Here is a 2903-nt window from a genome sequence, read left to right on the forward strand (position 1 = left end):
GTACGTACGGTGGTGTGAGAGGTCGGTAGATAAAATAATTATCTACCTCCTACTCGATTCTTTTTATTATGTGGTGTAGACTCAACAATAGAAAAAAGTGTAAAAAAAGAGTAAAATAGAATTAAAATTAAAAAATAATACTATCATAAGGAGGAAACAATGAGTAAAGAAAAGGTTAGTGTAAGTGATATGGTTTTTAAGAAGATTGAAGAAAGAATTATAAACGGGGATTGGCCCCCGGGAACTAAAATAATGTCTGAACCTCAATTAGCTAAACAGCTAAATGTCAGCAGAATGTCGGTAAGAGAAGCAATAGAAAAAATGGTTGCATTGGGTATATTAACAAAGAAACAGGGGGAAGGAACCTTTGTTAATAAATTAGGACCTTCTATATATTTTAATAGACTTATACCAATGATAACTCTTGACTTGGATAATTACTTAGAAATTTTAGAGTTTAGATTAATAACTGAAGTGGAAAATGCTAGACTTTGTGCACAGCGCCATACTCCAGAAAATATACATGAGCTAGAGAATTGCTATAATCGAATGTTAGAATTCAAAAACGATAATCAAAAATTTGCCGAATCCGACATGGATTTCCATCTCAAAATTGCAGAATGCACACAAAATTCAATAATTACAAAAGTAAATATAATATTAAAGAATTTACTAGAGTATCATCAAAAACTCTTATATAAGAGCTTAGGGCCTGAAGGTGGAATTAAGGACCATAGAATGATATTAGACGCTATAAAAAATAAGGATTCTGAACTTAGCGCTATATTCATGAAGAGACATATAGAAAGGACAATACAAGATATAAAAAAACTTAATGATAAGAACACTTGATGTGTTCTTATTTTGCAACAGTTCCATAATATGAAATACTATTTTATAATATGAAATTAATCCTTGACTGTATAAAATATATATTTTATAATTAAATTGTCAGACAAATGAAAATGTTTACACGGTCTAGATTAGAGAATAATTTTTGAAAAATACGAAAAATTGATCAAAACATTTCTTGCATGAAGATTAAATGTCTGACAACTAAACATATATTTTAAGGAGGATATCAATGCTAAGAAGTCAGTTGTTGAGAAAAAAGGCACCAGAAATGGATCCGTTAAGAATAGGAACGGGATGGAATATTAAAGACCTATCAAAACCACAAATTATAATAGAGAGTACTTTTGGTGATAGTCATCCAGGTAGTGTTCATTTAGACAAACTAGTTTATACAACTTACAAAACTATAGTTAAAAAGGGAGGTAAGCCAGCTAAGTATTTTGTAACAGATATGTGTGATGGTCAAGCTCAAGGACATGATGGTATGAATTATTCATTAGTATCAAGAGAATATATAGCTAATATGATAGAAATTCATGTAGGTTCTACACCTTATGATGCAGGAGTGTTTATAGTAAGTTGTGATAAGGGTGTACCAGCTCATTTACAAGCAATTGCAAGACTAGATATGCCATCAGTAGTTGTATGTGGAGGTGTAATGAAGGCTGGTCCGAATATGCTTACACTTGAGCAAATAGGAACATATAGTGCTAAGTATGAGAGAAAAGAAATAACAGAAGAAGAATTTAACTATTATAAGCATAATGCATGTCCGACTTGCGGTGCTTGTTCATTTATGGGAACTGCATCAACAATGCAGGTAATGGTAGAAGCATTAGGAATGGCACTTCCAGGTACTGCTTTAATACCAGCTACTGCAGAAGAACTAACTGAAGTAGCTGAACGAGCTGGTAAGCAAGCCCTAAATCTTATATATAAGGACTTAAAGCCTTCTGACATTATGACTAAAAAAGCATTTGAAAATGCAATTATGGTACATGCAGCTATTGCAGGTTCTACTAATACTCTGCTTCATTTGCCAGCGATTGCACATGAATTAGGGATTGACATTGAACCTGAATTATTTGATAAAATACATAGAAATATACCATATATTTTAAACATCAGACCTAGTGGATATTATCCAGCTGAATATTTTTGGTATGCAGGTGGAGTACCAGCAGTAATGGAAGAAATAAAAGATTACTTACATTTAGATGTAATAACTGTTACTGGAAAAACTTTGGGTGAAAATCTAGAATATTTAAAAGATATTGGATATTATGATAGGTGTCATAAGTATCTAGAAAAAATAGGATTGGATAAGAGAGATATAATAAAAAATAAAGAAAACCCTATACGAAGTCAAGGAGCAGTGGCAATATTGAAAGGGAATATTGCTCCAGAAGGTGCTGTTGTTAAGCATTCAGCAGTTGATAAAAAAATGATGCAAGTTGTTTTAAATGCAAGAGTGTTTGACTGTGAAGAAGATGCATTGAACGCAGTTTTAACTAAAGAAATAAAGCCAGGAGATGCAGTATTTATTAGATATGAAGGTCCTAAAGGTTCAGGAATGCCAGAGATGTTTTATACGACAGAAGCAATAGCCTCTGATGAACAATTGGTTTCAACTACAGCATTAATCACAGATGGAAGATTTTCAGGTGCTACTAGAGGACCAGCCATAGGACATGTTTCACCAGAGGCTAGTGAAGGAGGACCTATTGCATTAGTTGAGGATGGAGACCTTATTAAGGTGGATATACCAAATAGAAGATTGGACTTAGTTGGAGTAAATGGAGAAGAAAAATCTGTACAAGAGATTAAAAATATATTAGAAGAAAGAAAGAAAAAGTGGATTAAACCAAAACAAAAATATACTAAAGGAGCATTAGGGGTATATACAAAATTGGCTGTATCACCAATGAAAGGAGGATATATGCTGTAACTACAGCATATATCTACTACTTGAAGGTGATATTATATTAAATTAGATAGTTGCAAAATACAAAATTAAACTTATCCACAGAAAATTAGTAAAAAAAATA

General features: G+C 32.3%; 2 protein-coding genes. Both read left to right on the plus strand.

What is annotated here, in order from left to right:
* Window positions 1-159 precede the first annotated feature (159 nt).
* Window positions 160-852 (plus strand): FadR/GntR family transcriptional regulator, encoded by a 693-nt coding sequence (locus L21TH_RS04805; RefSeq protein ID WP_006310700.1) that lies wholly within the window; start codon window positions 160-162, stop codon window positions 850-852.
* Window positions 853-1084: 232 nt separating this feature from the next.
* Window positions 1085-2803 carry a dihydroxy-acid dehydratase gene (gene ilvD / locus L21TH_RS04810; protein WP_006310701.1) on the plus strand — a complete coding sequence of 573 codons (1719 nt, stop codon included), beginning with the start codon at window positions 1085-1087 and terminating at the stop codon, window positions 2801-2803.
* The last annotated feature ends 100 nt before the right edge of the window (window positions 2804-2903 follow it).

Source organism: Caldisalinibacter kiritimatiensis (assembly GCF_000387765.1).
Taxonomy (GTDB): Bacteria; Bacillota; Clostridia; order Tissierellales; family Caldisalinibacteraceae; genus Caldisalinibacter; species Caldisalinibacter kiritimatiensis.